The 26,343-nt window shown below is 69.7% G+C and carries 28 protein-coding genes; 12 read left to right on the top strand and 16 right to left on the bottom strand.

The features are described from left to right. The first annotated feature begins 15 nt into the window (after nt 1-15). Nucleotides 16-2,394: a bifunctional diguanylate cyclase/phosphodiesterase gene (locus ACR9FL_RS13175; protein ID WP_296177728.1), complete on the top strand. Its 2,379-nt coding sequence runs from the start codon at nt 16-18 to the stop codon at nt 2,392-2,394. Here the strand turns inward: ACR9FL_RS13175 and ACR9FL_RS13170 are convergent. Next, nucleotides 2,364-3,479, bottom strand: coding sequence for an NADH:flavin oxidoreductase/NADH oxidase (locus ACR9FL_RS13170; protein ID WP_436355897.1), 1,116 nt, complete (start codon nt 3,477-3,479; stop codon nt 2,364-2,366). The two genes, ACR9FL_RS13175 and ACR9FL_RS13170, sit on opposite strands and share 31 nt — an antisense overlap. Before the next feature lie 147 nt (nt 3,480-3,626). On the opposite strand from ACR9FL_RS13170, the gene ACR9FL_RS13165 reads away from it, so the two are divergent. Next, the gene (locus tag ACR9FL_RS13165; RefSeq protein WP_255413109.1) at nt 3,627-3,755 is read left to right on the top strand and encodes a hypothetical protein; all 129 of its coding nucleotides are present in this window, start codon (nt 3,627-3,629) and stop codon (nt 3,753-3,755) included. Continuing rightward, the gene (locus tag ACR9FL_RS13160; protein WP_296177733.1) at nt 3,755-4,147 is read left to right on the top strand and encodes a hypothetical protein; all 393 of its coding nucleotides are present in this window, start codon (nt 3,755-3,757) and stop codon (nt 4,145-4,147) included. The genes ACR9FL_RS13165 and ACR9FL_RS13160 overlap by 1 nt, the downstream gene beginning before the upstream one ends. Before the next feature lie 67 nt (nt 4,148-4,214). Here the strand turns inward: ACR9FL_RS13160 and ACR9FL_RS13155 are convergent, their stop codons facing one another. The 6 genes from ACR9FL_RS13155 to ACR9FL_RS13130 form a co-directional block, all read right to left on the bottom strand. Next, the gene (locus ACR9FL_RS13155) at nt 4,215-4,442 is read right to left on the bottom strand and encodes an endonuclease domain-containing protein (RefSeq protein WP_436358159.1); all 228 of its coding nucleotides are present in this window, start codon (nt 4,440-4,442) and stop codon (nt 4,215-4,217) included. A gap of 200 nt (nt 4,443-4,642) precedes the next feature. Beyond that, nucleotides 4,643-5,068 carry an acyl-CoA thioesterase gene (locus ACR9FL_RS13150; RefSeq protein WP_296177735.1) on the bottom strand — a complete coding sequence of 142 codons (426 nt, stop codon included), beginning with the start codon at nt 5,066-5,068 and terminating at the stop codon, nt 4,643-4,645. A 6-nt stretch (nt 5,069-5,074) separates the two neighbouring features. Further along, entirely contained in the window at nt 5,075-5,425 is a 351-nt protein-coding gene (grxD, locus tag ACR9FL_RS13145) for a Grx4 family monothiol glutaredoxin (protein WP_296177740.1), read from the bottom strand. A gap of 238 nt (nt 5,426-5,663) precedes the next feature. Next, on the bottom strand, nt 5,664-6,914 hold the full coding sequence (locus tag ACR9FL_RS13140; RefSeq protein ID WP_436355896.1) for a hypothetical protein: 1,251 nt from the start codon (nt 6,912-6,914) through the stop codon (nt 5,664-5,666). Between the two features lie 247 nt (nt 6,915-7,161). Then, nucleotides 7,162-7,503: a hypothetical protein gene (locus ACR9FL_RS13135; RefSeq protein WP_436355895.1), complete on the bottom strand. Its 342-nt coding sequence runs from the start codon at nt 7,501-7,503 to the stop codon at nt 7,162-7,164. Between the two features lie 111 nt (nt 7,504-7,614). Further along, nucleotides 7,615-8,517 (bottom strand): LysR family transcriptional regulator, encoded by a 903-nt coding sequence (locus ACR9FL_RS13130; protein WP_436355894.1) that lies wholly within the window; start codon nt 8,515-8,517, stop codon nt 7,615-7,617. Nucleotides 8,518-8,573: 56 nt separating this feature from the next. On the opposite strand from ACR9FL_RS13130, the gene ACR9FL_RS13125 reads away from it, so the two are divergent. Next, a complete protein-coding gene (locus ACR9FL_RS13125; protein ID WP_436355893.1) occupies nt 8,574-9,719 on the top strand; it encodes an MFS transporter in 1,146 nt (381 codons plus the stop codon). Here ACR9FL_RS13125 and ACR9FL_RS13120 read toward each other — a convergent pair. Beyond that, on the bottom strand, nt 9,716-11,167 hold the full coding sequence (locus tag ACR9FL_RS13120; RefSeq protein ID WP_436355892.1) for a PLP-dependent aminotransferase family protein: 1,452 nt from the start codon (nt 11,165-11,167) through the stop codon (nt 9,716-9,718). The genes ACR9FL_RS13125 and ACR9FL_RS13120 overlap by 4 nt on opposite strands. A gap of 189 nt (nt 11,168-11,356) precedes the next feature. On the opposite strand from ACR9FL_RS13120, the gene ACR9FL_RS13115 reads away from it, so the two are divergent. Beyond that, on the top strand, nt 11,357-11,959 hold the full coding sequence (locus ACR9FL_RS13115; RefSeq protein ID WP_296175692.1) for a YczE/YyaS/YitT family protein: 603 nt from the start codon (nt 11,357-11,359) through the stop codon (nt 11,957-11,959). On the opposite strand, the gene ACR9FL_RS13110 is transcribed toward ACR9FL_RS13115, so the two are convergent. Then, entirely contained in the window at nt 11,951-13,462 is a 1,512-nt protein-coding gene (locus ACR9FL_RS13110; protein WP_296175689.1) for a DUF1570 domain-containing protein, read from the bottom strand. The two genes, ACR9FL_RS13115 and ACR9FL_RS13110, sit on opposite strands and share 9 nt — an antisense overlap. A 151-nt stretch (nt 13,463-13,613) precedes the next feature. Here ACR9FL_RS13110 and ACR9FL_RS13105 point away from each other — a divergent pair, with 151 nt between their 5' ends. Beyond that, complete coding sequence (locus tag ACR9FL_RS13105; RefSeq protein ID WP_436355891.1) at nt 13,614-14,378, top strand: SDR family oxidoreductase; 765 nt, start codon at nt 13,614-13,616, stop codon at nt 14,376-14,378. A 12-nt stretch (nt 14,379-14,390) separates the two neighbouring features. Here the strand turns inward: ACR9FL_RS13105 and ACR9FL_RS13100 are convergent, their stop codons facing one another. Together ACR9FL_RS13100 and ACR9FL_RS13095 are read right to left on the bottom strand one after the other, a co-directional pair. Next, nucleotides 14,391-14,585, bottom strand: a complete 195-nt coding sequence (locus ACR9FL_RS13100; protein WP_296175685.1) for a hypothetical protein — start codon at nt 14,583-14,585, stop codon at nt 14,391-14,393. Nucleotides 14,586-14,715: 130 nt separating this feature from the next. Further along, on the bottom strand, nt 14,716-16,362 hold the full coding sequence (locus tag ACR9FL_RS13095; protein WP_436355890.1) for a peptide chain release factor 3: 1,647 nt from the start codon (nt 16,360-16,362) through the stop codon (nt 14,716-14,718). A 145-nt stretch (nt 16,363-16,507) separates the two neighbouring features. On the opposite strand from ACR9FL_RS13095, the gene ACR9FL_RS13090 reads away from it, so the two are divergent. Beyond that, nucleotides 16,508-16,645 (top strand): hypothetical protein, encoded by a 138-nt coding sequence (locus ACR9FL_RS13090; RefSeq protein ID WP_296175683.1) that lies wholly within the window; start codon nt 16,508-16,510, stop codon nt 16,643-16,645. A gap of 20 nt (nt 16,646-16,665) precedes the next feature. On the opposite strand, the gene ACR9FL_RS13085 is transcribed toward ACR9FL_RS13090, so the two are convergent. From ACR9FL_RS13085 to ACR9FL_RS13075, 3 genes are all read right to left on the bottom strand, one after another. Further along, nucleotides 16,666-18,240, bottom strand: coding sequence for a tetratricopeptide repeat protein (locus tag ACR9FL_RS13085; RefSeq protein WP_436355889.1), 1,575 nt, complete (start codon nt 18,238-18,240; stop codon nt 16,666-16,668). A 70-nt stretch (nt 18,241-18,310) separates the two neighbouring features. Next, nucleotides 18,311-18,691 carry a hypothetical protein gene (locus ACR9FL_RS13080; RefSeq protein WP_105564092.1) on the bottom strand — a complete coding sequence of 127 codons (381 nt, stop codon included), beginning with the start codon at nt 18,689-18,691 and terminating at the stop codon, nt 18,311-18,313. A 336-nt stretch (nt 18,692-19,027) separates the two neighbouring features. After that, nucleotides 19,028-19,360, bottom strand: a complete 333-nt coding sequence (locus ACR9FL_RS13075) for a DUF1491 family protein (RefSeq protein WP_436355888.1) — start codon at nt 19,358-19,360, stop codon at nt 19,028-19,030. 92 nt (nt 19,361-19,452) lie between these two features. On the opposite strand from ACR9FL_RS13075, the gene ACR9FL_RS13070 reads away from it, so the two are divergent. Beyond that, nucleotides 19,453-20,292, top strand: a complete 840-nt coding sequence (locus tag ACR9FL_RS13070; protein ID WP_296175674.1) for a hypothetical protein — start codon at nt 19,453-19,455, stop codon at nt 20,290-20,292. 56 nt (nt 20,293-20,348) lie between these two features. Then, nucleotides 20,349-20,600 carry a hypothetical protein gene (locus ACR9FL_RS13065; RefSeq protein WP_296175672.1) on the top strand — a complete coding sequence of 84 codons (252 nt, stop codon included), beginning with the start codon at nt 20,349-20,351 and terminating at the stop codon, nt 20,598-20,600. Nucleotides 20,601-20,625: 25 nt separating this feature from the next. On the opposite strand, the gene ACR9FL_RS13060 is transcribed toward ACR9FL_RS13065, so the two are convergent. After that, the gene (locus tag ACR9FL_RS13060; RefSeq protein ID WP_436355887.1) at nt 20,626-22,083 is read right to left on the bottom strand and encodes an alpha/beta fold hydrolase; all 1,458 of its coding nucleotides are present in this window, start codon (nt 22,081-22,083) and stop codon (nt 20,626-20,628) included. Nucleotides 22,084-22,193: 110 nt separating this feature from the next. Between ACR9FL_RS13060 and ACR9FL_RS13055 the strand changes: the two genes are divergently transcribed. The 3 genes from ACR9FL_RS13055 (at nt 22,194) to ACR9FL_RS13045 (ending at nt 24,474) form a co-directional block, all read left to right on the top strand. Next, entirely contained in the window at nt 22,194-23,624 is a 1,431-nt protein-coding gene (locus tag ACR9FL_RS13055; protein WP_436355886.1) for a LytR/AlgR family response regulator transcription factor, read from the top strand. Nucleotides 23,625-23,696: 72 nt separating this feature from the next. Continuing rightward, nucleotides 23,697-23,888: a hypothetical protein gene (locus ACR9FL_RS13050; protein ID WP_296175658.1), complete on the top strand. Its 192-nt coding sequence runs from the start codon at nt 23,697-23,699 to the stop codon at nt 23,886-23,888. Nucleotides 23,889-24,120: 232 nt separating this feature from the next. After that, nucleotides 24,121-24,474, top strand: coding sequence for a hypothetical protein (locus tag ACR9FL_RS13045; RefSeq protein WP_436355885.1), 354 nt, complete (start codon nt 24,121-24,123; stop codon nt 24,472-24,474). Between the two features lie 69 nt (nt 24,475-24,543). On the opposite strand, the gene ACR9FL_RS13040 is transcribed toward ACR9FL_RS13045, so the two are convergent. Continuing rightward, nucleotides 24,544-26,247, bottom strand: a complete 1,704-nt coding sequence (locus ACR9FL_RS13040; RefSeq protein ID WP_436355884.1) for a sensor histidine kinase — start codon at nt 26,245-26,247, stop codon at nt 24,544-24,546. Nucleotides 26,248-26,343 lie beyond the last annotated feature (96 nt).

Here is a 26,343-nt window from a genome sequence, read left to right as displayed (position 1 = left end):
TTCCCTTCGGTTTTCATGCGTATCGTCGACTGTCTGACCAACGCCCACAACCTGGCGTTGGTCGCCCTGGCCGCCCTGATCTGTGTCCTGGGCAGCTGGATTACAGTAAGCTTGCTGAAGCGGGTTCGCAGCACGCGGACCGGAACGCGCGCCGCCTGGGTCTTCCTGGGCTCGGTCGCCGGCGGCGCCACGGTCTGGTGCACCCACTTCGTCGCCATGATCGCCTATGAGCCGGGCGTCCAGGTCACCTATGAGCCTGGCCTGACGGGTCTGTCCCTGTTCGTCGCCATCTGCGGATGCGGGGCGGCCCTGTTGATGGCCTCGCTGCGGTTCAACGGGTCGGCCCTGGTCGGCGGCCTGGTGTTCGGTCTGACGGTGGCGGGAATGCACTTCATCGGCATGGCGGCCTTCGCCGTCGACGCCGTGATCCATTGGTCCACCCCCTATGTCGTCGCCTCCGTGATCGGGTCGGTGCTGTTCGGCGCCGCCGCCTTCAAGGCCGAGAAGCTGTCCACGACGGCTCGCAACAGCTGGCTGGCGGTGGTGCTGATGGTCCTGGGCATCGTCATCCTTCACTTCACGGCCATGTCGGCCATGACCATCCTGCCCTTCGTCCCCCAGGACGGCGTCCTGACCGGCGACGACGCGCGCCAGGCCATCGCCATCGGCGTGGCGGGCGTGGGTCTGCTGGTCCTCGGCGCCGGCGCCGCCAGCTATGCTTTGGACACCCAGTCGCGCAGCCAGGCCGAAATCCGTCTGCAACACCTGATCGAAGGCGGCGTGGACGGCATGGCGGTCGAGCGCGACGGCGTCATCGTCGGCGCCAACAGCGCCCTGCTGAAACTGGTCGGAGTCGAACGCCCGGCTCTGCTGGGTCAGAAGCTGTCGCGCTGGGTCGAGGACGTGGCCCGTCTGGCTGACGGCGACATGGTGCAGTCGTCCCTGACCACCGCCGAGGGCGAGGTCCTGCCGATCGAACTGGCCGCCAAGCGCGACCACGCCAGCGAAGGCGAGGTCATGATCTACGCCGTGCGCGATCTGCGCGCCCGTCAGGCCCAGGAACGCCGCATCGCCCATCTGGCCCGCAACGACAGCCTGACCGGCCTGCCGAACCGCGCCTCCTTCCTGGAGCGCCTGACGCGTCAGACCGACACCATCAAGCCGGGCGCGACCCTGGCTCTGTTCGCCCTGGACCTGAACCGCTTCAAGGAGGTCAACGACCTTTACGGCCACGCGGTCGGCGACCAGCTTCTGTGCCGCATCTCGGACCATCTGCGCGAGGTCCTGCATGAGGGCGAGTTCATCGCGCGTCAGGGCGGCGACGAGTTCGTGGCCATGGCCGAGGTGTCGTCGCGCGCCGAGGCCGAGGCCGTGGCCAAGCGCCTGCGCGCCGCCATCATCCGTCCCGTGACCATTGAACACGCCGACCTGGCCTGCGGGGCCAGCATCGGGGTCTCGCTATGGCCCGAGGACGCCGACAACCTGTCGACCCTGATCAACAACGCCGACCTGGCCATGTATCGCGCCAAGGCCTCGCTGACCCAGGACATCTGCTTCTACGAAGCGGACATGGATCAGGCGGTCCGCGCTCGCCGTCGCGTCACCCAGGCCCTGCGCGAGGCGATGGATAACCAGCGGTTCGAGCTGCATTATCAGGTCCAGGCCTCGGTCCAGACCGGCAAGGCGACGGGCTATGAAGTCCTGCTGCGCTGGAAGGACGAGGACGGCCGCTACATCCCGCCGTCCGACTTCATCCCGGTGGCCGAGGAGACGGGCCTGATCCTGCCGATCGGCGAGTGGGTCCTGCGTCAGGCCTGCAAGCAGGCCGCCGGTTGGGCCGAGCCGCACAAGATCGCGGTCAATCTGTCGCCGGTGCAACTGGGCCATGTGGACCTGCCGCGTCTGGTGCAGCAGGTGCTGCAGGAGACAGGTCTGGACGCCACGCGTCTGGAGCTGGAGATCACCGAGACGGCCATGATCAGCGACATGGAGCGCACCACCCACGTCCTGCGTCAGCTGAAGGATCTGGGCGTCACCATCGCCATGGACGACTTCGGCACCGGCTATTCCTCGCTGTCGACCCTGCGGGCCTTCCCGTTCGACAAGATCAAGCTGGATCGTTCCTTCATGATCGAGCTGGACGGCGACCTGCCCCAGTCGCAGGCCATCATCCGCGCCGTTCTGACCATCGGCGAAAGCCTGTCGATCCCGGTGCTGGCCGAGGGCGTGGAGACGGCCGAGCAGTTGGCCTTCCTGCGCGCCCAGGGCTGCAACGAGGTTCAGGGCTACCTGCTGGGTCGGCCCCAGCCCGAGGCCGACGCCTTGTCGAATGGGGCCGCCGTCGTGGCGAGCCTGTCAGACGCTCAACCCGCCGAGGTCCGCGCCGCCGCATAGCCCGGCCAGTGGGCCGCGCCCGCTCGTTCGTACTGGACAGGCAGGGCCTCCGGCTGGCCCAGGGCGACGGCGGCGTGATGGCCCCAGTTCGGGTCGTCCAGCACGGCGCGGGCGACCGCGATCAGGTCGGTCTGGCCCTCGGCCAACAGGTCTTCGGCCTGTTGCGGGGTGACGATCATGCCCACGGCCATGACATTGGCCTGGGGAACCGCCGCCTTGACCGCCTCGGCGAAGGCGACCTGATAGCCGGGCTGGTCGCCAGGGATGCGGGCCGTGGCGATGTTGCCGCCGCTGGTCAGGTGCAGATAGTCATAGCCCATGGCGTGCAGGGCCTGACCGAAGACGGCGGCCTCGTCCGGCGTAATCCCGCCCTCGGTCCAGTCCGAACCGTTGAAGCGCACGCCGAGCGCCTTGGCGCGGGGCCAGGCGTCGCGCAGGGCCTGGGCCACCCTCAGGGGGAAGCGCATCCGGTTCTCCAGCGAGCCGCCGAATTCATCCGTCCGCTCGTTCGACAGGGGCGACAGGAACTGGGTCAGCAGATAGCCGTGGGCGGCGTGCAACTCGACCAGATCGAAGCCGGCGCGGTCGGCGCGCTGGGCGGAATCGACAAAGGCCGCGACCACCCGGTCCATGCCCGCCTGATCCAGGGCGGTCGGCGTGTGCCAGTCGGCCTTGAAGGCTTGAGCTGAAGCTGAAAACGTCCGCCACGCCTTGTCCTCCGGCGCCGGGCCGCCACGGTCGATCCACGGCGGATTGGTCGAGGCCTTGCGTCCCGCGTGGGCCAGCTGGATGCCGATGGGCGTGTCCGAATAGGTGCGGATGTCGCGGATGATCCGGGCGAAGGCGGCTTCCTGTGCGTCGTCCCACAGGCCGGTGTCGGCCCAGGAAATGCGCCCCGCCGCCTCGACCCCCGTGGCCTCGATCACCACCAGGCCGGCGCCCGACAGGGCCAGGCGGGCGATGTGCTGGGCGTGCCAGGGCTGGGGGACGCCGTCCACGGCCGAATACTGGCACATGGGGGCGACGACGATGCGGTTCTTCAACGTCAGCGGCCCGACGGCGCGCGGGGTGAACAGCAGGCTCATGCAGAGGTCTTTCGATGGTGTCCCGGGGAGGCGGGTCACAGTAGCTATGACTGTGGCTGTTCCGTTCAAGCCCCGCCTTTCCGATTATTCACGTGATCCGGAACGGCGACGCTGGCAGTTTGCCGCCAGCCAAGAAGGGGAACACCTATGCGCCGTATCATCATCGCTCTCGCCGTCGCCGCCATCGCCGCGCCCATGCTGTCGGGCTGCATCATCATCGCCAGCGACAAGCCGACGACCCGCGTCATCCACTCGACCCCGGCCGAGGCCAACTGATGCGCCAGGCCTCCATCAGGGCAGCCGTTGCGGCCGTCGCCCTGCTGCCGCTGCTCGGCGGCTGCGTCATCTATTCGAACGACGGCGGGGAGCGGAAGGTCAACATCAACAACCAGGCTGTGACCCAGGCCGAAGCCCTGGAAGCCGTCCGCAAGGTCGACTTCGACGGCCAGCGCCTGAGCGTCGTGGTCGGCTCCAACGGCTGCACCGAGGCCTCCAGCTTCGAGGTCAAGATCAAGGACGCCGACCCGGCTGAACTCAGCCTGATCCGCCGCGCCCCCGACCTGTGCAAGGCCATCGTCCGCGAAGGCGTGGTCGTCAGCTGGACTTACGCCGAACTGGGCCTGAACACCGGCCAGCACGTCCGCGTGCTGAACCCGATCAGTCTGTAGGTAAAAGCCGAGTCTTTCCTCCCCACTTTGTGGGGAGGGGGACCGCGAAGCGGTGGAGGGGGCGGCGCTAAGCTTGCCGTTTGAGCACGCGGTTTCTGATTGCGTTCAAGACGCCCTCTATATCGTCGCGCACGTCGCATGAGGCGACGCGCAGCACCGACACGCCCTTCTCCTCCAGCCAGATCGTGCGCCGCTCGTCATGGCGGACCTGATCGGCGTCGCCGTGGATCAGGCCGTCGACTTCGACCGCCAGTTCCTGCTTGGCGCAATAGAAGTCGAGGATGTAGGGGCCGATGGGGTGCTGGCGTCGGAACTTCAGCCCCTCAAGCTTGCGCCCTTTTAACTGCGCCCACAGTTAAGCTTCTGGTGGCGTCAGGGCGCGTCGCATCGTGCGGGCCCGCTCGTGACTTAGACTGTCGGCCATGGCGTCGCCCCCTCCACCACTTCGTGGTCCCCCTCCCCATTGCTGCGCAACAGGGAGGAAAGGGCAAGGCGTCAGGTCGAAAACGGCCCCAGCATCTCCGCCGGAATGCGGGCGGGGCGCAGGGTGGCGGCGTCGACCAGGCACCATTCCGAGACGCCCTGGGCGCACAGGCGGCCTTCGCCGTCCTCGATGCGGACATAGCGGTTGAAGCGCGGGCCTTGCGGCTCGCCGACCCAGGTGCGGGCGACGACGCCGGTCGCGCCCGGCGCGATGGCGCGCAGGTAGTCGATCTCGTGCCTCAGCGCGACCCAGGACCATTTCGCCCGCGTCGCCTCGTCGAAGCGCGCGTTCCAGTGGGCCGTGCCGACGTCCTGCAGCCAGCCGACATAGACGACGTTGTTGACGTGGTTGTTCTCGTCGATGTGCTCCGGCCGCACGTCCAGCGGGACGACGAAGACCTCGCGGTCTTCGCGCGGGGTCAGCTGCGGCCGGGCCATCCGGTCCTAGGCCTCGCCGAGGGCGACGCCCTTCTCGACCATCAGGGCCTGCAGTTCGCCGGCCTGGAACATTTCGCGCACGATGTCCGAACCGCCGACGAACTCGCCCTTGACGTAGAGCTGCGGGATGGTCGGCCAGTCGGTGAAGCTCTTGATGCCGTCGCGCAGGGCTTCGTCCTGAAGCACATCGACGCCGACGAAGGCCGCGCCCACGTGGTCGAGTATCTGCACCGCCAGCGAGGAGAAGCCGCAGCGCGGCGCGTCCGGCGTGCCCTTCATGAACAGGACCACGTCATGTTCCGCCACGGTCTGGGCGATGAAGGCGTGGACGGGGTCGGCGGCGGCGTCTGCGGTCATTTGATCGGTCACGGTAAGGGGCCTTTCAGAGAAGCCCGTCAGCTAGGCGCCCAATGGGGCCGGGTCAAGGCCGGGCTGAAGCTCTCTCTTTCCTCCCCATGAAATGGGGAGGGGGACCGTGAAGCGGTGGAGGGGGCGACGCGAGGGCGCAGAACGAGGAAGAGGCGGCGTCGCCCCCTCCGTCACGTCGCCAGCGGCGCCGCGCCACCTCCCCATTTCATGGGGAGGAAAGAGTCTCTCACACCGCTTCGGGCGCGCGGGCCAGGCGCTCGGCGCGCTGGGCTAGGGCGGGGGCGCCGCATTCGCGCGCGGTGGCGGCGGCCTCGACCAGCATCAGGCCCAGATCATGGGGCGCCTGACCGGTCCAACGGGCGCGGGCCAGGGCGATGCGGGCCATGCCGATCTGATCGGCGGCCCAGTCCAGCGGCGTCGACGTCATCGAGGGGCGCACCAGGCGGCGGCGCAATCCGGCCTCGATCTCCAGCAGGGCGGTCAGGTCGCCGACCGAGCCGGCGCGCGTCGTTTCCTGGGCCACGCGCCGCTCATGGGCCAGGGCGCCCAGCACCAGTCCGCCGCCCTCGGTCAGGGCCTCGGCCTGGACCAGGACCAGCAGGGGCAGGGTCTCGCGCTCGGCGCGCAGCACCTGGATGGCGGCCCAGTCCAGCGGGCTGTGGTCGGGGGTGAACTGATCGGCGGCGGCGTCGAACAGGGCGTGGGCCTGATCGCGGGCCAAGACGTCGTCGGCGATGGCCGCCAAGGCCGCCATGCCGGCGGCGCACAGGGCCAGGGCGCGGGCGCGGCTGAGGGGGCGCTGTTCCGGCGTGGCGGCCTCGACCAGGGCGCGCAGGTCGGCGCCGGCCTGATCCAGCATCCGGGGATCGCGCGCGGCCAGACCCGCCTCCAGCATCAGGGCGGCGCGGTCCAGCCGCAGCTCGTCCTCGATCGGGCGCTGCTGGCCCCTCAGGCCGTGCAGGGCGGCGTCCAGCAGGGCGGCGGCCTCCTGAAGGGCGGAGGTCTCGCCGGACACCGAGGCCTGACGCGCCCGCAGCCGCGCGTGCAGGGCGACCACGGCGGCGGCGGTGTCGCCGCGCCGGGCCGCAGGCAGGGCGGCCAGCAGGGTCAGGATGGCGTCCAGACGCGCGGGTTCGCCGCACAGGTCAAAGGCCAGCATCCCGGTCTGGGCCAATTCCAGCGTGGCGCGGATGGTTTCGTCGTCGTTGTGCGCATGGCGGGCGGCGTCGCGGGCGGCGGCCTCGGCCTTGTCCAGACTGGTCGCGGCGCCGCTGCGACGCGCATGCTCGCGCCACAGGGCCGAGGCGCGCAGGGCGGCGTCATGGGGACGAGCGCAGGAGACGCGCCCGGCATCGACGCTCTGCTGGCGGGCCTCGACCTCGACCAGGCCGACGCCGATCAGCTCCAGCCAGCCGAGATCGTCGCTGTCGCGCGCCTTCTCGAACAACCGTCGCAGATCCCTGCCGAATTCGAACATTGCTGGCCTTCGTCGTCCCGCTTCGGGATCGCACGGGCGATCCTCCTTGCGGACAAGCAAACGCAGCGCCGCCCGAAGGGTTCGGCTTGAGCATATGTGTGAACTTCCACGGTTGGCTTTCCTCCCCATTCCATGGGGAGGGGGACCGCGTAGCGGTGGAGGGGGCGTCGCCGTCCTCCAGTCACTGAGCCTGGTCCTGAGATCGCCGCGCCACCTCCCCATGAATGGGGAGGAAAGGGCCATCGGCCTAGCCCAGTCGCGGCGTCTTCTGGCGGCAGCGCGTCAGCACGGCGCGGGCGTCGGCCTCGCCCGCCGACAGACGCTTCACCGAATCGAGGCGGGCGCGGGTCTGGTCGTTTTCGGCCACGCTTGGGTCGCGGCCCGCCGCGGTCGCCGCCTGCATGGCCGCCAGCGACCAATAGAGGGCGGCGTCATAGAGGGTGCGGCCATAGCGGCTCTCGCCGCCCTCCAGCTCCGACGCCGCCTGGGTCAGCCCGGCGCACCGCACCGCCTCGTCATAGGAGACGAGCCGGGTCGTCTGGGGCGGGCCCAGAACCGCAAGCGCGGCGGTGACGACAGCGATGAACATCAAGAACTCCACGACGCCCCGAGAAGGAAAGGAGCCCGGCGCCGCATCTCCCTAGAGAACCACGGTCGTGTGTCGGATGAAAGACGCGTTCAGTAAAGCTTCAGGTTGCAGTCAGGTCGGCTTGGGGGCCGAGGGCATGGCCCGCCCCTGATCGACCAGCCAGCGGACGAAGGCGCGCCGCGCGCGCGACGCCTCGCCCGCGCCGGGGATGGCCGCGACCGCTCCGTCGTCGGCGTGGAAGCCGAAGGGCGCCAGCAGCCGCCCGTCCGCGACCGCCTCGGCCGCCAGGGCCCAGGGCAGGACCGCCGCGCCCCATCCCGCCAGGGCCGCGTCCAGCACGAAATGCAGGTGGGAGACGGGGCGCTCCGAGGTGGCGGTCGAGGCCCGGCCGCTGAGCGCCGACCAGTCCTTCCAGCCGCTCGGATGGGTCCGCGCCGTCAGACGCGGCGCGCTCAGCGCCTTCGTGCGGGCGTCACCGCCCGCCAGAGCAGGCGCGATGACGGGGCCGACGGCGTTGGGGATGATCCGCTCGGCCTTCAGCGTCGCGATCCGCTCGGGGTCCAGCAGGCGCAGCACCACATCGGCGCCGCGATGGCTGACCGCATGGGGCGCCAGTTCGACCAGATGCACCCGGATCTCGGGATGCAACCGTCCGAAGTCGGCCAGGCGCGGGATCAGCCACTTGACCGACAGGCTGGCGTTGACGGCGACGTGCAGGTCCTGACCCTCGCTCCGCGCCCTGGCCACGGCGGCGGCGAGCCCGTCAAAGGCGGCGGTCAGGCTGGGCAGCAGGTCGCGGCCCGCCCGCGTCAGGCTCAGGGCGTGACGCGGCCCCTCGAACAGCCGCACCCCCATCTGGGCCTCCAGCGCCTTGACCTGACGGCTGACGGCGCTGTGGGTCACGTTCAGCTCGGCCCCGGCCAGGGTCGCGCTGCCGGTCCGCGCCATGGCCTCGAAGGCCCGCAGCGCATTCAGCGAGGGCAGGGCGGCGCCGGGTGTGAGGTTTTCGAACATGCCCCTCCCGATAGGTCGCTTTCGTCCCGGCGGCAATGCGGGGATCAGAACGGCCTATGTCGTCCCCTGTTCATCGCCTGATCGTTCCCGTCCTCGGCTTCGGCCTGATCGTCGCCTTCGCCTCCAGCTACTACCTGCTGGGGGTGCTGGCCGAGCCGCTGGCGGCGGGGACCAAGACCACGCCCTCGCTGGTGTTCGCGGGGCTGTCGGGGGCCTTCCTGATCTCGGCGGCGCTCAGTCCGTTTGGCGGGCGCTGGGTCGACCGGCGCGGCGGGCGCGAGGTTCTGACGGTCGCCTCGGTGGTCTTCGCCCTGGGTCTGGCGGGGCTGGGCCTGTCGCAGGGGCCGGTCAGCATGGTGGCGTCCATCCTGACCCTGGGGATCGGCATGGGGGTCGGTTTCTATGGTCCCGCCTTCGCGGTTCTGGTGGCGATCCATGGCGAGGAGGCCAAGAAGCCGATCACGGCCGTCTCTCTGATCGGGGCCTTTGGCGGGGCGCTGGGCTGGCCGCTGACCCTGGCCATGATCGAGGCGGTCGGCTGGCGCGGGGCCTGTTTCGGCTGGGCTGGGTTGCATCTGCTGGTCTGCCTGCCGCTCTATCTGATCTTGCTGCCGGACGGTCGCGCGGGTCCGCGTCCTTCGGCGGAGGCCGGTCGAGTGCGCTGGGACGGGCGGATGATCCGGCTGGCGGTCCTGTTCGCCGGGGCCTGGTGGATCGCCACGGCCATGAGCGCCCACCTGCCGCGCCTGCTGGGGCGCTTGGGGCTGGAGCCGGCCGAGGCGGCGGTCGCGGCCAGCCTGATGGCGGGGGCGGCGGTGGTGGTGCGGCTGCTGGCCTTCCTGGCGCCGGGCAAGGGCTCGCCGGTCGTTGTGCTGCGCTTCGCTACTCTGCTGCACCCCTTGGGCGCGGCCATCGCCTTCTTCGGCGGCAAGGGCCTGGCCGGGGCGGTGTCTCTGGGTCAAGGGGCGGGCAACGGCCTGCTGTCCGTGGCCTCGGGCGTCCTGCCGCTGCACCTGTTCGGCAAGGAGAACTACGCCACGCGGCAGGCCCTGATCCTGACCCCGGCGCGGTTCCTTCAGGCGGCGGCGCCGCTCAGCTACGGCGTCCTGCTGGACCGCTCGGCGGGGCTGGCGCTTCTGGCCTCCAGCGCCGTCTGCATCCTGATGTTCGCCATGACCTTCGGGCTGGAGCGGCGGGGCTAGATCACCGGTTCGGCGTCGGCGGGCGCCCTTGCCTTGCGCGGCTCGCGGCGGTCCAGCGAACGCCAGGCATCGGCCAGGCCCGCGACGGCCAGGTCCAGGTCGGCCTCTTCGCGGCTGAAGGGCAGGCGGATGAAGCGGTCGAAGGCGCCGTTGATCCCGAACCGGGTGCCGGGCGGGATGCGCACGCCATGATCCGGCGCGGCCAGGGCCAGGCGCGTGCTGTCGGGCCGGGGCAGTTCGACCCAGAGCGACAGGCCGCCGTCGGGACGCCGCGTCTTCCATTCGGGCAAAACCTCGGCCAGCCGCGCCCGCAGATGGGCCTCGCGCGCCATGATGATCCGGCGGCGCGCCGCCAGCGGGGCCGGGTCGCCGGCCAGCAGGACGGCGGCGGCCAACTGCTCCATGACCGGCACGCCCAGGTCCAGGGACGGGCGATGGCGCACCACGGCCTCGACCACCTCGGCGTGGGCGCGCAGCCAGCCGACGCGTAAGCCCCCCCAGTAGGGCTTGCTGGTCGAACCCAGCCGCACGACGTGGGGGCCGTGATCGACCGGCGGCGGCGGCGGGCGGTCGAACCACAGCTCGCGCAAGGTGTCGTCCAGCACCAGAACCGCCCCGACGCGCGCCGCCGCCGCCGCGATGGCGGCCTCGTCTTCCGCCGACAGGACATGGCCGGTCGGGTTCTGGTGCGCCCCGATCAGATAGATCAGCCGCGGCCGCACGCGGGCGATGGCGGCCAGCATCCCGTCCATGTCCCAGCCCTGGGCCGTCATGGCCACGGGCGTCAGGTCGAGGCCGGCCTGCACCAGGGCGTCCAGGGCGTGGGGATAGCCGGGGTGCTCGACCACCACCCGGTCGCCGGGGCGGGTGGCGGCCCGCAGCAGCAGGGCCAGACCGCTGAGGGCGCCCGCGCTGACGACGATCTGCTCCGGCCCGGTCGCCAGGCCGTCGGCGGCGTAGCGCTCGGCCACGGCGCGGCGCAGGGCCTCGATCCCCACCGGCTCATAGCCCCGGCTGGGCAGGTGGGCGGGCAGGGCCTCCAGGGCGCGGGCGTAGGCGGCGTGGACCTGTTCGTCGGCGGGCATGGCGGCCGAGGCCATGTCGATGATCCCCGGCGCGTCCTCCCTCTGCATCGGTCCGTCCAGCCGCACCGGGCGCGAGGCCGGGCTGGCGGGCAGGGCGGTGAAGCTGCCCGAACCCGTCCGGCTGACCACGAAGCCGTCGGCCCGCAGCCGGTCCAGCGCCGCGCTGACGGTGATGCGGCTGACGCCCAGGGTCTCGGCCAGACGCCGCTCGCCGGGCAGGCGCGCGTTCAGCGACAGTCGCCCGTCCAGGATCATCAGCTTCAGCGCCTCGGACAGGCGGCGATAGGCGGGCTCGCCGTCCGGCCCGCGCCAGCCGTTCAGCTGACGCGACAAGGAGGCGGCGTTGACCAGGGTGTCGCGCATAAAGGTCTTCTCCGTCTCAGGGCGTCGCCTAACTCCACCGCCGTCATCCTCGGGCTTGACCCGAGGATGACGGCGGGGGGGAAGGCAGAGGAAGGAGGGGCGCTCCGAGGTTGAAAGCGATCTAAGGCCATCCTCGCGAAAGCGGCCCTATAAAACAAGGCCAATCATGCGCTCTATGGCCCCATGTTCATGCGTCGTTTCATCCAGCTTCAAATCGGCCTGCTGCTCTACGGGGCGTCCCTGGCCCTGATGGTCCGCGCCGACCTCGGCCTCAATCCGTGGAGCGTCCTGCATCAGGGCCTGTCGGAGCGGACGGGGATCAGCCTCGGCATGGTGGTCAACCTGGTCGGGCTGCTGGTCCTGCTGGTCTGGATACCCCTGCGCCAGAAGCCGGGCGTGGGGACCATCTGCAACGTCCTGCTCATCGGCACGGCGGCGGATGTCGCCCTGTGGGCCTTGCCGCCCATCGAGGGGCTGGCGCTGAGGATCGCCTTCCTGACGGCGGCCATCGTGCTGAACGGGGCGGCGACGGCGGCCTATATCGGCGCAGGCCTCGGCCCCGGCCCGCGCGATGGCCTGACCACGGGTCTGGTGCGTATCAGCGGCTGGCGCATCGGCTGGGCGCGCACGGCGATCGAGGTCGCGGTCCTGGCCATGGGCTGGCTGCTGGGCGGCGTGGCCGGCGTCGGCACCGTCCTCTACGCCCTGGCCAACGGCCCCCTGGTCCAGTGGTTCATGGCCCGCTTCGAGATCGCCCCGAAGGCCGAGGCGGCGTCCGCGTCGTCAATCTGAGGCGGTTTCGCCCACGCCGGACGTCTTGATCTGATCCAGCAGGGCGCGGGCGCGCTCGACGTGCGGCCCGCCGTGCGGATTATTGGCCACCGGGGCCAGCATGACCGCCGCCTCCTCGCGCTGCCCGACCTTCAGCAAGGCGTCGGCGGCCTGGGCGCGGGCGCTCATCACCTGCGGCGCATAGGAGACAGCCAATCGCCAGGTCTGCAGGTCGTTGTCGCTGGGATAGGAGGCGGCGATGCGCCGGATGCGGGCCAGGGTCAGATAGATGCGGTAGTCGGTCGGGTCCGCCTGCAGGGCCCGCGCCAGATAGGCTTGCGCCTCGACATAGCGCGCCACCTGCGTCTCGGGCGCCTCATCCCCGGCCTTGATGCGCGCCTGGGCCAGCAGCAGCAGGGCTTCGGGATCGTCGGGCGCGACGCTCAGGGCCTGTTGAAGCGCCGCCTCGCCTGTCTCTGCCTCGCCCCAGGTCAGTTCCACCCGCCCCAGCGTCACCAGGGCCAGCCGGTCGCCGGGGTAGCGCGCGGCGTCGCCCCGCACCTTTCGCAACAGGGCCTGGCCTTCAGCCTCACTCTTGGGATAGCGGATGGTCAGACTGTCCAACAGCATCCGGTCGGCGCTGGCCGGCAGGGTCTGGAAGGTCATGGCGGGGCTGGTCGTATCCAGGCTTAGTTCGGCATAGCCCATGTTTCCGCGCAAATAGGCCTTTAGCGCCTTCTCCAGACTGTCAGGCGTGTGGCCGAGATGGGTTTGAAGCGCCTCGATCGGCGGCATGCCCTGGGCCGTCGCGGCCAGATAGGCGTCCAGCCCTCGTCGTCGCCCGGCGTCCATGAACATGTAGTGGGTCAGCAGCCAGGACTGGGCGTAGAAGGCGCTTCGAGCGGCCCGTGTCTCCAGATCGCGGGGGCGGCTGCCCAGCAGGGCCTCCGTCGAAATCCACGGGACCTCGTTCAGCGTATGCAGGCGGCCCGGATTGAAATAGCCGACCCTGACCTTGTCCGGATTATCAACCCCGGTGGTCATGAAGAACTCGGCGAAGCCCTCGGTGAACCAGCCCGGATAGCCGCCGGGGAAGTTCTGGAACATGAAGTGGTGGGCGTACTCGTGGAACAGGATGTCGTCGCCGCTACGCCGGTTCAGCACGGAATAGACGTCAATCTCGCTGGCGGAATAGAAGCCGGCGGCCCCCTCGGGCAGGTTGGGGTTCGTCTGCCTCAGATCGCTGTTCGTATAGACCAGATAGACGGGCAGTTTTCGTCCCCCCTCCATCGGCAGCACGCTTAACTGACGGCGCAGCAGGGCGTCGAAGCGCTCCAGTCGCTCGGCGTGGCGGCGCAGGTCGGTCTCGGAGCCTTCGCCATAGACGAGGAAGTTGGCCGTCTCGGCGCGGCGCCATTCCGCCTGGGCGGACTGCGCCGACAGCAGGGCGGCGGCGCCCAGAAGCAGGCCGCGCCATGCGCGCCGCGCTCGGCGGTTCGACGCGCCGTCTTGCTGAATCACCATGCGAAATCCCCCTCGCCCCCAGCCTATCGGCCGGGCATGACAATCGCAAAAACGATGATCGGTCGCGGGCGGGAACGCGGCGTCCGAAGACCGCCAGACCGCGTCCGGCGGACATGACAGGAGGACGGCCTAAACCACGCACGAGGTCGTCATGCCTGCTCTTACCGACAAGATCGCCATCATCACCGGAGCCAGCTCCGGCATCGGCGCCGCCGCCGCCCGCCTGTTCGCGCGCGAAGGCGCGGCGGTGGTCGTCACGGCTCGGCGCGAGGCCGAGCTTCTGGCCCTGGTCGCCGCCATCGAGGCCGAGGGCGGGCGCGCCGTCGCCGTGCCGGGCGACATCCGCGACGAGGCTCTGGCCGAGCGGCTGGTGCGGACGGCGGTCGAACGGTTCGGCGGTCTGGACGTGGCCCTGAACAACGCCGGGGCCATCGGGGCCAACGAACCGACCCATCAGATCGCGCTGAACCGCTGGCGGGACACGCTGGATGTCAATCTGACCGCCGCCTTTCTGGGCGCCAAGCATCAGATCCCCGCCCTGCTGGCGCGCGGCGGCGGCTCGCTGATCTTCACCTCGACCTTTGTCGGCCACGCCATCGGCATGCCGGGCATGGCGGCCTATGGCGCGGCCAAGGCGGGGCTGGTCGGCCTGTCGAGGGTCATCGCCGCCGAGTTCGGGAGCAAGGGCGTGCGCAGTAACTGCCTGCTGCCCGGCGGCACGGACACCGAGGCCGGACGAGAGTTCGCCCACACGCCCGAGATCATCGCCTTCGTCGAGGGGATGCACGCCCTGAAGCGGATGGCGACGCCCGACGAGATCGCCCGCGCAGCCCTGTTCCTGGCGTCGGACGCCTCCAGCTTCATGACCGGAACGGCCATGCTGGTCGACGGCGGGGTGTCGATCAGCAAGACCTGAGACAGGCTGCTGTCAGCTGGGCAGACGCCAATGGCGTCGTATGAGGAAGGCCATGCTAAGCGCGATCATGGCGTGCGTCGCCACGAACAGCCAGGCCAGGGGGCTGTCCGGACCCTGGCTCAGCCGCCAGATCACTATGGCGATATTGCCGACCAGGGCCACGCCGCAGATGCCGAGGACCAGATTGCTTCGATATGGAACAGCCATGGGCGGATTGAGCCCGCCCATGGTGGTTTATGCAAGAGCACCTTACCCCTGTACGCCGCCGCGCCGTTATCCTCGGGCTTGACCCGAGGATCGGGTGTCGGCACGGCTGTGGCGGGGAAGGAGAAGGCGGCTAGCCCCGCTCTTTCGTCTTGGTGAAGGCGATCTTGGGGAAGCGTTCGGAGACGTAGCCGGTTTCCCAGCTCGACTTGGCCAGGAAGACCGGGGCCTGGTCGATGTCGACGGCCATCTGGGGGCGATACTTGCCGGCGAAGTCTTCGAGGTCGGCCTTGTCGCCGGCCACCCAGCGGGCCTCGGCATAGGGCGAGGGTTCGAAGACGACGTCGAGGTTGTATTCTTCGCCCAGGCGGTCGGCCATGACCTCGAACTGCAGCTGGCCGACGGCGCCGACGATGAAGTCCGAGCCCAGTTCGGGGCGGAACAGCTGGGTCACGCCTTCCTCGGCCAGACCTTCCAGCGCCTTCTTCAGGTGCTTGGCCTTCAGCGGGTCCTTGACGCGCACGCGCTGCAGGATTTCCGGGGCGAAGTTGGGCAGGCCGGCGAAACGGATCATGCCGCTCTCCGACAGGCTGTCGCCGACGCGCAGCACGCCGTGGTTGGGAATGCCGATGACGTCGCCGGCATAGGCGTCCTCGGCCAGTTCACGGTCGCTGGCGAAGAACATGATGGGGGCGTTCACCGACAACTGCTTGCCGGTGTTCTGTACCTTCAGCTTCATGCCGCGCTTGAACGATCCCGAGGCCATGCGGAACATGGCGATGCGGTCGCGGTGGTTGGGGTCCATATTGGCCTGGACCTTGAATACGAAGCCGGTGACCTCGGCTTGACCGGGCTCTACCGCGATCTCGACCGGGGCCGGGGCGTTGCGGGTCTCGGGCGGGGCTTCCTTGCGGGCGGGCATGACCTTGGGCGGCGGGGCCCATTCGCCGATGGCGGCCAGCAGCTCGTCGATGCCGAAGTGGCGCAGGGCCGAGCCCCACAGCACAGGCGTCATGTGGCCTTCCAGGAAGGACTGGCGGTTGAAGGCGGGATAGCCGGCCTCGACCAGTTCCTGGGCCTCCATCAGGGCTTCGTGCTCGCCAGCCTCGAAGTATTGCGCGGCCTCGGCCAGGGGCAGGGCCTCGGGGTGGCCGGGGTCCTCGGCGGCGCCGGCGGGCTTCTTGGTATAGGGCTGGAACCTGCCGGTGCCCATTTCGACCATGCCGCGCAGACGGTTGCCGCTCTCGGCCGGCCACCAGATCGGGGCCGGGTCCAGTTGCAGGCGGCTGGCGATCTCGTCCAGCAGGGCCATCGGGTCCTGGGCTTCGCGGTCCAGCTTGTTGATGAAGGTGATGATCGGGATGTCGCGCAGGCGGCAGACCTCGAACAGCTTCAGCGTCTGCGGCTCGATGCCCTTGGCGGCGTCCAGCACCATGATGGCGCAGTCGGCGGCGGTCAGGGTGCGATAGGTGTCTTCCGAAAAGTCTTCGTGGCCCGGCGTGTCCAGCAGGTTGAACATCTTGGCCACGCCGTCGGCCGTGGTGTGCTCGAAGGTCATGACCGAGGCCGAGACCGAAATGCCCCGTTCCTTCTCGATCTTCATCCAGTCGGACTGGGTCCGCCGGTTCTCGCCACGCGCCCGCACGGCGCCCGCCGCGCGAATGGCCCCGCCCGCCAGCAGGATATGCTCGGTCAGCGTCGTCTTGCCGGCGTCTGGGTGGGCGATGATGGCGAAGGTGCGACGGCGCGCAGCCTCCTCGGGCAGGGTCAGTTTCGACATGGGGCGGCAGGTAGCGCGCGCGGGGCTAAAAGTCGATTGTCACGATTGTGTGAAAGACCCTTCGCGAAGCGGGGCTTTTAGGGGCATGCTCGTTTTCGTGAGACGCCGGTCCATGAGATCGACGCCGCAAGGGAAAGGAAACGACATGGCTTTGGTGCATCCGGGCAAGGTCCCGCCCGTCCGCAATGAGCGCAACATCCATCCGGCCTTCTGCCTTCTGGCCGGCTTCGGCCTCATCACCCTGATGGCGACCTGCGTGCATATCCTGTTCGGACTCTTTTAGCCGAGTCCGATCCGGGGGGATCAGTTCCCGGTCGGCGGTTCTTCGCCGTCCGCCTCGTCCTCGGCTTCGCCCTGGCGCAGGATTTCGGCTTCTTCGGCGTCTGCTTCGGCCTCGCTCATGCCCTTGGCGCGCAGCAGCATCTCTCGGGCGCCGGATGATGGGCGGTGCGGGTCGTTGACCAGGGGCTCCAGCAGGGCGATGGCCTCGGCGTTGCGGTCCTTGAACATCAGCACCTGGGCCAGGTTGATGCGCGCCGAACCCAGTTGGGGCGCCAGGGTGAAGGCCTGTTCCAGCACGGTCACGTCGTTATCGTTGGGGTAGCCGACGCCGCCGGCTCGGTTTTCGGCGATCAACAGCAGGGTGGCGTAGTTGGCGTCGTCGGCGCGATAGGCGCGGTGGAGCAGGGCGCGGGCCTCGTTCTCCAGCCGCTCGGCCTCCTCCGGGCTCTCAGCGTCCCTGGCGGCCTCCATCCGGGCGCGGACAAGATACTGCAGGGCTTCGACATGGTCGGGCTCCATCGCCAGCAGGCGTTGCAGGGGCGCTTCGGCGGCGGCGGCGTCCCCGAAATGCAGCTCGGCATGGCCCAGCGCCAGCAGGGCCAGGGGATCGTCGGGGTGGCGGGCGGCGGCGCGACGCACCTCCTCGGCCGTGGCGGGGCGTCGATCGTCAGGGACGCCGACCTTGAGCCTCTGGTTCAGCAGCAGCAGGTCGTTGGCCGAGCGCGGCAGCCTGGTCACCGTGACCGGGGGCTGGGGAAAGCTCAGGGTCATGATCTGGTAGGGCATCGGCCCCCTCATGTAGCGGCGGAGGGTGCGGCTCAGCTCGGTGGGGCTCAGCCCGGTGGCGCGCTGCATCGCCTCGACAGGGTCCCCGCCCTCGCCGACATCGCGCAGATAGGCGCTCAGCAGCTTCTGCCGGTCGGGATCGCCCACGAACCAGTGGGTCAGGAGCCAGGCCAGGGGATAGTAGCTGTCCCGGTTGCGCGCGGTCTGCAGCGGCCGTTTGGACAGCAACTCGGTCATGGGCATCCATGACGCCGCCTGCAGCCAGTAGGCGCGGTTCTGATTGTATTTGCCGACCAGGATGCGGGACTTCTCGATCTCGACCGTGGCGTAATATTCCGCGAAGCCTTCCACGAACCATCCCGGATAGGGATAGGCGAAGTTCTGCATCATGAAGTGATGCGCGTACTCGTGCTTCAGCGTGTTGACGGTCTGATCGCGCAGGGCGATGCCGAAAATATCCTCGTCGGTCGCCATGTAGAAGCCGGCGATGTTCTCGGCCAGATCGGGGCTGACCTGGAGCAGACCCCTGCGTGAGCCCACCAGATAGATCGGCAGCTTGCGGGGCGGCGCCTCCTCGACCGTCAGGCCCATGCGCAGACGCAGCAGGCGGTCGAAACCTTCCAACTCCTGCACGAACTCGCGCAGCTTGCCCTCGTTGCCGTCGCTATAGACGATGAAGCGCTCGCTCTCGGCCTTGAGCCAGTCCGCGTGGGCCGGGGCGATCCCCGCCAGGGCCGCCGTCGTGGCCGACAGGAGGGCGACAGCGACGATCTTGCGAAGGCGTTGCAACAGGTGGTTGAAATGGCGCACGTCGATTCCCCCCGCGGCGATAGGCGTCAGGCATACCGAACGTTGTTGTCTCGCGGAAGGGGCGGCGGCGTCAGGCCGCCAGGCGGCCCCAGACGGCCTTGTCGGCGGCGACGGCGCTCAGGCGACCGTGGGCGGCGCGCGACTGAAGCTGGCGCATGACCATCTCAGGCAGGGCGCAGAAGCGCGGCTCGACCAGTTCGGGCGCACAGCCGGCGTCGGGGGCGGCGAACAGGGCGGCGTTCACGCCCTCCGTCTTGTGCGCGATCAGCCAGGCCAGACGCCGGGCGCGGGCCGGATCGTTCCGGTGCAGCATGGGATCCTCGGCGAACAGGTCGCAGCCCATCTCCAGCACATAGTCGAAGTCCAGCTTCTCGAAGCGTCGCACGTCGTGGCTCGGGGCCGGGCAGGCCTCGTCCAGATCGAAGACGACGTCGTTCAAGAGAAACAGCATTGGCCGTCCACCGCTAGCCAGGCCCTTCTGGCCCGATGAGACAGGTTTACGACGGGCTCGCTTGCGGTCCCGTTGACGAACGGGGTGAACAGGACGGTTACCATTTTAGTGGGGCCTACCGCGCTGCGCGCTACTTGAGGCCCGTTGGATTTGGAGAGGCGGCGTAACTTTCCTCCCCATGAAATGGGGAGGGGGACCGCGTAGCGGTGGAGGGGGCGACGCGACGGCGGCTGGAATGAAGCGCGAACTTGCACAGGGCGGTTGCCCCCTCCGTCACGTCGCCTTCGGCGCCGCGCCACCTCCCCATGGAATGGGGTGGAAAGACGAGCGTCGCCTCTATCCCTCCTGCACCTTCTCCGTCAGGAAATGCCGGCCTTGCCTGTCCTCGATCTCGACCACCCAGAGGTCGGGGTCATAGCGGCGTTGACGCTCGATATAGGCGTCCAGCTCGCTCTCCGTCTCGCTGACGACGGGCTGTATCCACAGGGGCTCGCCGTCCTGGCCGGTGGCTTCGGTATAGAGGCGCGCCGTCCGTTCAGAGGTGTTGTAGGCCTTGACGATCACGGCCCCGCCGCGAGCGTCGCCCTTCTTGACCACGGTGGTGTAGGCGCCCTCCAATTCGGCGCGGCGGATCAGGGCGCCGGCCCAGACGTCGGTGGAAAGAAGCAATTCGCTAACCCTGCTTGGACACGGGACCGGAACCATGCGGCCCCTAAGGTCGGGGCATGAGGATAGGCCTTTCCCCCCGAACCGCCAGTAGAATGCTGGCCGCAGCGGTCGCCGCCATGATGGCGGGTCTGCCGGTCGGCGCGGCGCGCGCGGCGGTGACGGACGCCTTCTACGACCGCACCTTCATGCTGGCGGCGCATCGCAAATGCGACCTGTTCGAGCCCGCTTTGATCGCCGCCCTGGACGCGGCGGCCCTGCAGGCGCGGGGTGCGGCCCTGCGCGCCGGAGCGCCCGCCGCCGACCTGACCGCCGCCGCCGCCCGCGCCCGGACCAAGGCGGCGCGCACGGCCTGCGACGACGGCGATCTGAATCGGGTGAAGGCGCGGGTGGAGGCGGGTTTCGCCGGCTGGATGCGCGCGGCGCGCATGAGTTTCCCCGGCGACCGTTCCGCCTGGCGCGGCGACCGTTATGAAAGCCAGGCGGCCGGCTGGCGGCTGGTGCAGGACAGCGCGACCGGCCGCTCGCCCGTGCGCTTCGGTCTGGCGGGAACGGGGCCGAAGACGACGGTTCCGACCGCCGTCGTCTCTTTCGCCGGACAGCCCCGCCCCTATGCGGCGCGGATCGTCATGCGCGACCGCGACAAGACACCGCGCGTCTGGCTGACCGGCGGCGGGTTGCCGCCGGAAACGGGGCGCCGCGTCTTCTTCGCGGGGTGGTCCCACGCCGCTGCCCCGACCCTGCTGACCGAGGGCGCGCGTCAGGGCGAGGCCTGGATCTTCCCGGCGGACGCCGCCGAGGCCCTGGCCCAGTTGGACCCGCGCGAGACCTTCGTCGTCGAGTTCCTGTTCCGCGACGACAGCGTCGCCGAGGCCCGCTTCGAGGCGGGCGACTTCGCCGCCGGCCGCGCCTTCCTGACGATGGGCGCGATCTAGGGCGCAAGCGCCAAAAGGCGGTTGACCCCGAAGCCGAACAGGCCCCTTGACGACGGATGGCAAGCGAAACCGTCTACATCATTCAGGCCTATGTTCAGGGCAAGGGCTCATCCCTTCGCGCCGAGCCCCAGGTCGGCTGCAAGGACGCCGAGGAGGCGCGCCGCAAGGCCGAGCGTCTGGCGCCGCTGCGTCTCGGGGTCGTCGCCTTTTCGGTCTCGGCCGATACTGAAATGGGCGATTACGACGAACACCCGACCATCATCTTCAAGGCCGGTCGCCTGCCGCCGCCGTTCAGCGAAGAGGGCTGAGACGGACGGCGGCGCTCGCACCGCTTCAGGCCACCGCGAAGGTCGGCGGCGGCAGGGTCAGTTCGGTGTCGCTGACCGCTTCCTCGCGGAAGAACTTGACCAGCAGGGGCGTGACCTCGGGGTGGGCCTCGAAGACATTGTGCCCGGCGTTCTCGACCCGCACCTGGGTCTTGTTCTGGAACTGGGCGATGACCTCGGCCTGTTCCTCCAGGGGCGTGCGGCCGTCCAGTGAGCCGGCGACCAGCAGGGCGGGGGTCTCGATGCGGATGGGCTGGCGGAAGTCCTCGCTCAGATCGACGCCGGGGATGGCGCCCAGCAGATGCGGCATGGGCAGGTTGAAGGCGTCGCCCAGAACGGCCGTCTTCGCCTCCTTTTCAATCAGCGCCAGGCGCGCGGGCGAGATGCCGGACGCCATATCCATCGCCTCGGGCATGCCGGAGATGCCGAAATAGCGGTGGGGCGGGGGGATGATCGAGGCCAGGCTGTCGGTCTGTCCGGCGTCTAGCGCCAGGTAGATCTTAGGCAGCATGGATAGCTGCGGCGGATTGGCGACCAGGGCGGAGGCCAGCAGCTGAACCCCGAAACCGCCGACCTTGACGTCGATAGGACCGTTTTCACCGGCGAAGGTCACCGTGGCCGGATCGGCCTCCATCCGCTCATGCACGCGGCGCATCAGGGCCGGCATGTTGGGGATGGCCGCGCGGACGGCGGGGGCTGCGCCCATCACCTGATCGACGCGGTCCAGGAACATGTCGATGTGCGCCGGGCGCTTGATGGTCTGGTCCTGACCTTCCAGGCTGGCCAGGGCGACGCGACCGATCGAATTCGGATGCCGTTTCAGCACCGACAGGGCCAGGTGGGTGCCGTAGCTGATGCCCCACAGATTGACCTTCTCCACCCCCAGATGGCGACGCAGATCCTCGATGTCGTCGGCGTTCTGCTCGGTGTTGTAGCCGGTCATGGCGACGCCGGCGCGGCTCCAGTCGATCCAGGCCTTCTGCATCTCCTCGCGATACCAGGCGGTGACGCCGGCATGGGTCATGACGGGGTAGGGGGTGGTCGTGTCGCGGTCGGGAATGCTGGACGAAAGGCCGACGCCGCGTTGATCCAGAGCGATGACGTCGGCCACCGCTCTCAGGGCCATGAAGATCGGGAAGCGCGGCCCCATCGCGGTGCGCACGCCGGACCCGCCCGGTCCGCCGGCCAGATAGATGATGGGCGGTCCTGGATTTTTGGCGGTCGAGGCGAAGCGCACATAGCCGATGCGGATGCGGCGCGAGCCGGGGATGCGCCGATCCTCGGGGACCTCGAAGTAGCCGCGCTCGGCGTCGACCTCCTGGCCGTCGCCGGACTTGTAGCGGAAGGGCCCGGCCGGGGGCTGGGCGTCCTGAGCCTGGGCGGCCTTGGACAGAAGCGCCAGGCCGGGAAGGGCGAGGCCGGCGGCGGCGAGGATGGAGCGGCGGTTCAGGGATGTGTGGGTCATGACCCTGGTTGAAGCAGGCTTTGCGGCGCTGCGGGGCGCGCTTCGGTGAATGGTCGGCCTGCATCGGTGAACGGCAGCGCTTTGCGGCGAATGGCGATAGGGTCGCCGCCATGTGGCGGATTCTTCTCTTCGTGATTCTGTTGACCGCGCCGCCGACGGCGCTGCGAGCGCAGGAGGCGTGGGAGACGTGCAGCGGCGAACCCGGCGCCGCCGGACCTGTCCTCAGCGACTGTCGCCCGCTTGACGGCGTCATCGATCCGCAGGGGCGGGAGTTGTGGCTGCGCGCGCGCGTGCAGCGTCCGACCGGCGACGATCCTGTCGCCCTCTATGTCGTCGGGGCCGCTTCGTCGGAGGCCTGGCTCAACGGTCAGAAGCTGGGCACCAATGGGCGGCCGGGCGGATCTAAGGCGGCGGAGACGCCCGGGCGCTATGAGACGGCCCTGCCGATCCCCGAGCGGATGTGGCGGCCGACCGATAATCGCGTGGTGGTTCGCCTGTCGTCCTTCCACGGCCTGGTGCGTCTGGACAATCCCGTCGGCGCCATCATGGTCGCCCCCTATCCCTGGCCGTCGCGGACGGTTCCGGTCGCGGTCGCCTTCCTCGCCGCAGGGACCCTGTTCGCCGCCGCCTTCGGCTTCGGCGTCATCTACAGCCTGCGCCGCACCGGTTCGAGCCTGGCGCTGGCGGCCCTGGCCGGAGCGGCGGGGTTGCAGGCCATGCTGGAGAGCCTGCGCGCCCTGCTGCCCTACGCCTATCCGGTTCACGCCCTGCGGCTGGTCGGCGTCTGGGGGCTGACGGCTGCCTTTGCGGTCCTGCTGGTCGCCTATGTCGTGTCGCGCTTCTGGCCCCAGGCGCGGCGTCCGGTGGTCGTCCTGGCGGCGGTCGCCGTGGGCGCGACCTGGCTCGCTCCCGGCTTTGATCTGAAGACCGCCCTGACCGTGATGATCGGCCTGGGCCTGTCCGCAACGATCACCGCCGTCGCCGTGCGCCGCCGTCTGCCGGGGGCGCGTCCGATGCTGGCCTATCTCGGCGTCTTCATCGCCATTGGTCTGGCCTTCCCCGGATGGCTGGTGGACCTGTCCTACTTCCTGTTCGCCGTGGGCTTCGTCCTGCCCCTGCTGATGGCCGAGGTCGTTCGGCTGGGCCGCGCCGATCAGGCGCGCGAGGCCGCCCTGACCCGCGCCGCCGCCCGCCCCAACTGCCTGACGGTCGCCTCGTCGCGTGGGGTCCAGCGAGCGCCGCTGGACGACATCGTCGCCATCGTCGGCGCCGACGACTATGTCGAACTGCGCCTGACGAACGGTCGGCGCCTGCTGCACGCCGCCCGACTGGATCGACTGGAAAAGGAACTGCCGGCCAGCTTCCTGCGGGTCCACCGCTCGGTGATCGCCAACCTGACCCACGTCCAGGGCTTCGAGCGGGACGGCGGCCGAGGCCGCCTGCTGATGGACGAAGGCGCGCCCCTGCCCATCAGCCGCAACCGCCTTCCCGCCGTCCGCGACGCGCTGGAGGAACCCGCGCGGCTTCAGGCCGTCGGCTGATCCGGGCAGCGAGCCCTGACGTATTGCCAGACCTGTGATCTGGCATAGGTTGTCGTTTTTGGGGGGCAAGAGATGGGTGGTTTCAGCATTTGGCACTGGCTCGTTTTCGGCGCCGTGCTGGTTTTTCTAGGATACCCGGCGGCGAGAATATTGCGGCGGCTCGGCTTCTCGCGCTGGTGGGTCATCCTGGCCTTCATCCCCTACGCCAACCTCCTCGGTCTCTGGATCCTGGCCTTCATCCGGTGGCCGATCGACCGTCGGTGATCGGCTTTCAGCACCGAGAAACGAGATCGCCCCTCAGCGTCATTCCGGGGCGCGAAGCGAACCCCGAGCCCAGGCGCTTGCGGCCTCTCCGCCGGCGCCATTGAGCTGAAGGCCTTGACCCCCTGCGGGCCATCCGGGTGACGGTTTGTGGTGAGGGTGGCGATGTCTGCTTCCGCCCCATAGCGGACATCAGGGAACGAGCCATGATGCCTGATCTGATGGAGATCGCTGCGTGCAGAAGGCCGATTACTTCACCCTCACAACCGGACTTGCCGAGGGTGAGACCGTTCAGTTCGCCGACGGGCGTTGGCCAGGGGAAATCGGCGCGGGCATCGCGATCAGGGAGGAGGCGTTCGACCTCATTGAGCCCCATCTGCGCGCCATAGCGCCAGATTGGACCACTGGGCATAGATACGGCGTGTTTGAGCTGAGCGTCGGAGCCCGAGCACGCTTGGCCAAGAGTCTAAGATCTGTCGTCAGTGACAGCGACGAGGCGACAGCGAAAGACGCGCTGTTCAGCGCGTTGGCCGGTTGGCTGGAGGAACGCCCGGATGAAGACACGCCGGTCAGCATCCTCGGCCTCTGACTTCCGCTTCCCACCCCTAGCCGACATTCGGCGAGGCCGCTTCCCGGTGCGTTGACGGCGGCGGTCGTCTCAGGCCGTGCGGTTCAGGGGGATGACCTGGGCCTCGCCCTCGACGGGTTCGCGGCCGGCGACGACGACGGGCAGGCGGACGGTGACGGCGGCGCCTTCGCCCAGGGTGCTGTCGATGCTCATGGCGCCCTGGTGCAGTTCGGCCAGTGAGCGGACCAGGGACAGGCCCAGGCCGGTGCCTTGCGCGCGCTGTTCGGCGCCGCCGGCCTGTTCGAAGGGGCGGCCCAGGCGGACCAGATCCTCGGGCGCGACGCCGACGCCGGTGTCGGCGACGGTCAGTTCCAGATCGGGGCCCAGGGCCTCGGCGCTGACGGTCACGGACCCGCCCGCCGGGGTGAACTTCACCGCATTGGACAGCAGGTTCAGCGTGATCTGCTTCAGGGCGCGGCGGTCGGCGGCGACGGTCAGGGCGTCCGGCGGCAGGACGGCGGCCAGATCCACGCCCTTGTCGTCGGCCTGAACCCGGACCAGGGCCAGGGCTTCCGACACCACCTCGCGCGCGTCGAAGCGTTCGATGCTCAGGTCATAGCGCGCGGCCTCGATGCGGCTGACGTCCAGCACGTCGTTGATCAGGTCCAGCAGGTGGCCGCCGGCCTCGTGGATCGACCGGGCGTAGTCGGCGTAGCGCTCGGGCACGGGGCCGAACAGGCCCTGGCGCATGATGTCCGAGAAGCCGAGCACGGCGTTCAGCGGGGTGCGCAGTTCGTGGCTCATATTGGCCAGGAAGCGTGACTTGCCGGCGTTCTGGGCCTCGGCCTCGACGCGGGCGGCCTCCAGCCCGGCCTCGCGGGCGTGGGCCAGGGTGGCGTCCAGGGCCAGGGCGATCAGGCGCGGCGGCTCGTCGGTTCCCATTGAGGGGCCCAGCCGGCGCAGCACCAGCAGGATGCGGCGATCCAGCGCCAGGCGCGGGGCGAAGCGCGCCTGGGCCTCGACGCCGGTGCGGGCCTTGGCCAGGGCCGCCAGGACGGCGGGGCGGTCGGGGGCGTGGACGGCGGCGATCAGGCCGTCTTCGAACAGGGGCTCGACCGGCAGGGCCGAGGGGGCCGCGCCATAGGCGGCCAGGGCGGCGCCGGAGGCGTCCAGCACCAGGGTCAGGCCGGGCTGGCCCGCCAGGACGGTCTCGATCCGGGCCAGGTCGCCGGCGGCGACCCCCAGGCGGCGGGCCTGTTCGACGGCGCTGAGGCGGAAGGCCATGGCGGTCGCGCCGGCGGTCAGCAGGGCGGTGACGGCGGCCATGCCGGGCGAGGCGTCCGGCGCGCCGTGGACGGCGGCGGCGATCAGGCCCGCCAGCGCCGCCAGGGCCGACCCCAGGGCGCCGAAGGGGGCCAGTCGCAGCAAGCCTTGAGCTGTCCCGAGCGCGATGGCGGCGGCGACGGGCATGAAGACGAAGGCGCCCAGGGGTCCGGTCAGGCCGCCTGACAGGCCCGCCGCCGCGATCGCCGCCAGCGACCAGGCGGCCAGCAGGGCGGCGCGCGTCATGGGGCCGTCGCGCCCCAGCAGAACCAGGCCCAGCAGGCCCGGCGTGGCCATGGCGAGAGCCGCCGGCGTGTCCAGGGCCTGGGCGCCTTGCCCGAACCAGGCGCCGCCCAGCGCGGTCAGCCCGACCGCGGCGGCCCAACCGGCGTGCCAGACGGCCAGGGCCGCGCCGCCGCGTATCACGGCGGGCGTTTCGACGGCGTCGGGCGGGGCGGCGGGGCGGGACAAACCGGGACTTCGCGTCAGTGAATCAAACAGTGCAGTTTAGGCTGCGACAAGGCTGCGCCCTAGGCTGCTCGCCTCCTGCGCGACTGGGAAAGCGGC

Source organism: Brevundimonas sp. CEF1 (assembly GCF_051353055.1).
Classification (GTDB): Bacteria; Pseudomonadota; Alphaproteobacteria; order Caulobacterales; family Caulobacteraceae; genus Brevundimonas.
Note: the sequence above shows the minus strand (reverse complement) of the source record. Positions and strands in the feature narration are given on the sequence as shown.